The following is a 5,398-nucleotide window of genomic DNA, read 5'->3' as shown; positions in this document are numbered from 1 at the left end:
ATGGTAGCAATTTATGTCTTTGATGCAACAGTGATTAAGACAATGAACAGATACATTGTATATCCGCCAAAAGAGTACCAAGAGAAGTTGAAGAAGCTTCACGGAAAGAAAGTGAAAGTCATAGTCATTGAGGAAAGTGATTAGAAATAAGTAAAAATAACTAGAGTTAATTAAAAAATGGAAAAGGCTGAAGAAGTCACAATTAAGAAAAGTATTATTCTTGCAATAGATGTGCATTAGCTTGTTATCTAGAACCTTGGCTCTTCACATGAGGGGCTTATCATTTGTAAAAGAAATAACTGTAAAGCCCACGTTATCGGTTTTGTTTCCTTGATTCAATGTGTAAGCAAAAATTTCCACAAAGGTATAAACTCCGTATCCTCAATCTTATCTTCATAGTCCCAAGTAATGATAATTTTTCTCCTTCTTTTCACAGCTTTCTCACCTTCCTTCAACCCTTCTATTTCCCTTTTTTCAACCTCATCTTTTCCTTCCGCATAGGTAACTTGGATTAAGGAATTTGAAGTAACGAAGTCGACTTCCCCTTTTTCACTCTTTAAATAATATAATTTTTCTCCATTTCTAGCTAATTGAATTGCTACGATATTCTCCATTATTTTCCCCTTTGAATCATCTAGCAAGTATCTAGAAATTATGCCAGGGTCAACTACATACACTTTTTTTGGATATACTAAAACACTTTTAGGTGAATTCGAGTATCTTTCTGCAGTCAAAACTAGGTAAGAGCTAACAATTCCATTAAACCATTCCTCAACAGTAGTAATGCTTAGACTTAACATCTTTGTCAATTTATTGAGAGAAATTTCACTTGAGTAATACTTAAGCACACTTAATGCAAAATCTTGGAATGTCCTCACTCTCTTGATCTTAAGTCTAAGTACAACGTCCTTAAAGAGGATATCGGAAATAATCTGAGGTAGCATGTCCTCAGAGATCTTGTGGACCTCAGGGAAACCACCAAGGTTAAGGTAGTTTTCTAGTTCCCTCTTTGCTGTACTCTCTGATATAGTTGAGTAAACTTCCCTTATTCCCTCAATCTTTACACCCTTAAACTTCAAATATTCTGAGAAAGAGAACGGGAACAAAGTAAAAGAGACATGTCTACCGGTAAGATAAGTTGATAACTCTCCAGAAAGCATCTTAGAATTGCTCCCAGTAACTATGATTTTCTTGCCTTCCTCCCTTAACCTTGTTATAAACCTTTCCCATCCAGTGAAGTTATGGATCTCGTCAAACAGAAAATAGTCAACGTTGCCGAATAGCTCATAAGTCGCTTTTTCTATTTCTTCAAAGCTTTTTATATCCACCAATCTGTCATCCGAGAAATCCACATAAGCGTAATTTAAACCTCTGACTAACATTTCAGCTAAAGTTGATTTTCCGCTTCTTCTAACACCAAGGATTGCTAATATATTTGAGGAAGTCAAATACCTTCGTAAATCTGGAACCTCTCTCTCGATCATTTTTTCTCTTTCAAACTTCTTCTCTAATCTTTCACGCTGATCTACTAACACTCTTTTTATATCAAGAAGACTCATAATTTTTACTTTATTAGTATACTAAAAAAGTTTGATGCAAAACTTCTCCAGTATACTAATAATATTTTTATGCAATTTTTTCTATAAATAGTTCCTAGAAAGAACGTTTCTTGTAAGGATCTAGTATAACTCCAAAAGGGAGTTTGCCTTGCTACATTAGTAGGAAGAACTTGACTGATATTTGGATTAAATAGTTGAACTAATTTAGTATCTCTTCTTTTCTAGGAATTCCCTTATTGCTTTATACTCTTCTTCAGCGACGTTTTCCCACGAGCTATGGAGCTTAATGAACTCCTCATACTTTTCGTCAAAAATTACTTTATAGTCTTCCGTTTTCGTCTTTAGTAATTTTATAATTTCAGAAGCCATAGCTTTATAGTTTTTAGGCTTTACCAGCCTTACCGCATTTAGCTGAGAATAAAATTCGCTTAATGCTGGGATATCATAACCTACTACAGGGGTTTTTAATGCTAAGGATTCTATTGCTACTAGGGAGAAAGTATCAAAGTAACTGGGATAGATTGTTACTTTGGCCTTAGAAACAATCTTATACAACTCGTCTCTAGTTACAAATCCCCTATACTCGATGGTAGGATCATTTTTTATCATGGATAAGAATTTCCTCTTAACAAAATCATTAAAGAACCTTCCTAGGACTATTAGCTTTGAGTTTGGTAATTCCTCCCTAACAAACTTCCATATTTTGGGCAAGTCAAATATTCCTTTTTCGGGGACTAGTCTGGCAAAAAACACTGCATAATCTTCCTTATCTAATGTCGAATAGCTTAATAATCTATCATCAAAAGCATTAGCAGGTTTCAAAACGCGATATGGAGGAGGATCTCTTAGACCCAGTTTGATAAGAGATTCAATTACTGAATTAGAAACTCCTAACAATAGATCTACGTTTTTTAAATTAGAAAATAAAACCCTCTTCTTATAATACCTTAACAAATATAGCGGAACTGATAATAAAAGAGACGAACCGCTTAACGTTTTTAATATACCGCGAAATGTATGCGTGTAAGAGAGATCTAATTGCACTAAACTTATTGCAGGGCGTTGAGTCTTCTTTTTAAGTGTCGATAAAGCTACTGCCTGCAAGTATGAATTATCATTGTTCATAATTAAGTCTGAGTCTTTTGCCTCTTTAACAAAGTTGTTAAAGTATGTAATCTCTCTATTTATAGACTCAAAAGGATTTATTGTGGGTTTACAAGTACCTACGAAATTATAAACTCTCTCTGGAATGTTTACGCCTATCTTTTTATACTCCTCCAGATCTTTAGCCTCCTCTTCAGAGCATATGAAATTATGTAGAGGTATGAAAGTTATATCCATTTTCTTAGCTAAGAATTTTAGCACATTGTATTCTCTTCTTGTAGAACCGCCTCCATAATTAAAAGAATACTCTCCAATTCTAAGTATTTTCATGTTACTTGGTATTTGGCTTAAATATAATAAATTTAGTTATCATTTAGCTCTGTAGAAATCCTCAGCGAAATTCTTGTTCGATCACGATAGACTCTTGGATTATTAATTTATGAAATATACTCCCTTTCCTTAACGTTCGACAAAATTATACTTACTTACGTTTTCCAGAGCTCATTGTTCTTCATTACTCTTAATTTAGTAAATGAAGACTGGCATTTTTATCAGTATGTTTGTCCTTAAAAGAATGATTTTGTTTAGCACATTCACTGAGAGAAATCTCTCTAAATAGATAATGATCAATATCACTAGGCAACTTATCCATTATATTCTTTAATTATTTACATAATAACAAAAAAGACCTATATTTTTTATATTATTAATATACTAAAAAATTGACATGAACCTTCTCCACTATACTAATATGGTTATTTATGTAGTGATTCTATCTTTCTCTTTCTACTATGACTTGAAGAACTGACAAACCTTTCACGTTATAAGCTTCTTTAACTGCATCTTCAACCTCCTCAACATCTTCTACCAATTTAAAATAGCCACCAAAAGCCTTAGCAGTCTCACCAATATTATATCTCTTAAAATCAGCTCCCGGAAAATACTGCTTAGCTTTAGCCAAACCTTCCGGGAAAACCTCCTCAACTGCCTCAGCACTAGCTAACCAACCGCCATTATCATAGATCACGATCGTGATATTTCCACCATAAGTCGATAAAGCATAATAAAACGCCTCTGGTACACCGAAAATAAAAGCACCATCACCCACAGTTGCGACAACTTTCTTTCCAGTTAGAGAAACACCAAAAGATGCTCCCAAAGCCCAGCCTAAATGTCCAAATGAAGGATCGGCAAAATACTGACCGAAATGGAATTTTGCATACCTAGGGTTAAATGGATATTCATTCAGAATGACGTCTCCCTTGTTAATCACCTTACCTATGGTATAACTCAAAAATCGCGGATGAATATTCTTCATTTTCCTTAGTCTTTCGACCTCTTCTTCCTTCCTTTCCTCTTGCTTAATCCTCATCTCTCTAACTTTTTCATACCACTCTTCTTTTCTTTTCACTAAAAGTTGATCAAAGAACTCTGAAACCGAAGATTGAATGCATAAATCACAAGGAAAACCATAGAACGGAATGTAAGAGTAAGAAGGATCAACATCTACTTTGATGATTTTACCATCAAAGCGGACTTTTTTAGGTATATAAGGTAATTCCGATTCAACAACAATAGCTAAATCAACTAATGATAAGTCAACCTTATCTAACCCTAAATCACCCTCATAATTTACAACTTCTCCTACATAATTAAGGACTGGGATACCGGAAGAGTCGGCAAAACGCTTCAAACTATCAAACCATTCCCTCTTTCTTCCAGCCCTCCACGTTATTATTACTGGTCTCTCACTCTCTTCAATCATCTTTTTAGCCTTTTCCAAATCTTCTCTCCTTACTCCAGGCTCAAAAATTGACATTCTAATTTTCCTATATTCTCCTTTTTCTACACTCACTTCTCTAGGAACTTCTATATATACTGGTCCTTGAGGCTCACTGAAAGCTAGTTGGTAAGCCCTAGTTAAAACTTCTGGGATTTGATCAACTCTTCTTATCTCGAAGTCATATTTAACCCATTGCCTAACTACTCCACCTTGGTCTCTAGCTTCTTGAGTCCAGTGTATTCTCAAATTCCTACTTGCTGGTGAACCAGTTTCTGTATAAGGAGATCTCCCAGCAATAACAATAAGAGGTATTCTTGAAGTATATGCATTAGCAATCATCCCTAAAGCGTTCATTGTCCCAGGGAGCGTGTGTACAGCTACAACCCCTATTTTCCCTGACATAGAGTAGCCAATGGCAGCTGAAGCAGCAGTTATTTCGTGAGGGACAATAACAAAATCGGGTAAAGAGTCGTCCCTCACTTTTTCTTCAATAAAGGCTGCATAATCTGTGCCTGATACGATAAATATCTTATCTACACCTAACTCCTTTAATCCCTTTAGAATTAATCTAGCTCCACTATCCATTTGTCTCTATCCTCTTAAGACTTAATAAGTATAGTGGAATTGACACTATACCAAGTATAGAAATTAAAGACCATAAATAGAGAGGTGAATATAAGAAATAGGACATTAGATAACTTGAATAGGAAGAACCAACGACTCTTCCTAAAGCTGTCACCATTCCATAAACACCTAGTTCTCTTCCTCTATGTTCTTCCTTTGTTAGTGAAGAAGCAATGGCTTGAGATATTGGAGAAACTATCATTTCTGCAATTGTTATAAAAATAACATCTATAATTGCGAAAATTAAGTTAGTTACGAATGCTACAGCAAAATATGAAATAGAATAAACTAAAACACCAAGAATTATGTGCTTTATCTTTAAAAGTTT

The 5,398-nt window shown here is 34.6% G+C and carries 4 protein-coding genes; all 4 read right to left on the bottom strand.

Features of this window, described 5'->3' with window-relative positions:
- Positions 1 to 335 precede the first annotated feature (335 nt).
- Positions 336 to 1,559, bottom strand: a complete 1,224-nt coding sequence (locus AC3OCB_RS01825; RefSeq protein WP_498340483.1) for an ATP-binding protein — start codon at positions 1,557 to 1,559, stop codon at positions 336 to 338.
- A 204-nt stretch (positions 1,560 to 1,763) separates the two neighbouring features.
- Positions 1,764 to 2,993: a glycosyltransferase family 4 protein gene (locus AC3OCB_RS01820; RefSeq protein WP_498340482.1), complete on the bottom strand. Its 1,230-nt coding sequence runs from the start codon at positions 2,991 to 2,993 to the stop codon at positions 1,764 to 1,766.
- A gap of 442 nt (positions 2,994 to 3,435) precedes the next feature.
- On the bottom strand, positions 3,436 to 5,031 hold the full coding sequence (locus AC3OCB_RS01815; RefSeq protein ID WP_498340481.1) for a thiamine pyrophosphate-requiring protein: 1,596 nt from the start codon (positions 5,029 to 5,031) through the stop codon (positions 3,436 to 3,438).
- Positions 5,024 to 5,398 (bottom strand): MFS transporter (locus AC3OCB_RS01810; RefSeq protein ID WP_498340480.1); only part of this gene is annotated, 375 nt, incomplete at its 5' end. The genes AC3OCB_RS01815 and AC3OCB_RS01810, both read right to left, overlap by 8 nt.

It is taken from the genome of Sulfurisphaera sp. (assembly GCF_059755235.1).
The sequence above is the reverse complement of the archived record's forward strand: the minus strand, read 5'-3'. Positions and strand labels throughout refer to the sequence as shown.

Excerpts from the sequence above, each read along its gene's own strand:
- AC3OCB_RS01825 (WP_498340483.1), bottom strand. The coding sequence starts at position 1,559 with ATGAGTCTTCTTGATATAAAAAGAGTGTTAGTAGATCAGCGTGAAAGA.
- AC3OCB_RS01820 (WP_498340482.1), bottom strand. The coding sequence starts at position 2,993 with ATGAAAATACTTAGAATTGGAGAGTATTCTTTTAATTATGGAGGCGGT.
- AC3OCB_RS01815 (WP_498340481.1), bottom strand. The coding sequence starts at position 5,031 with ATGGATAGTGGAGCTAGATTAATTCTAAAGGGATTAAAGGAGTTAGGT.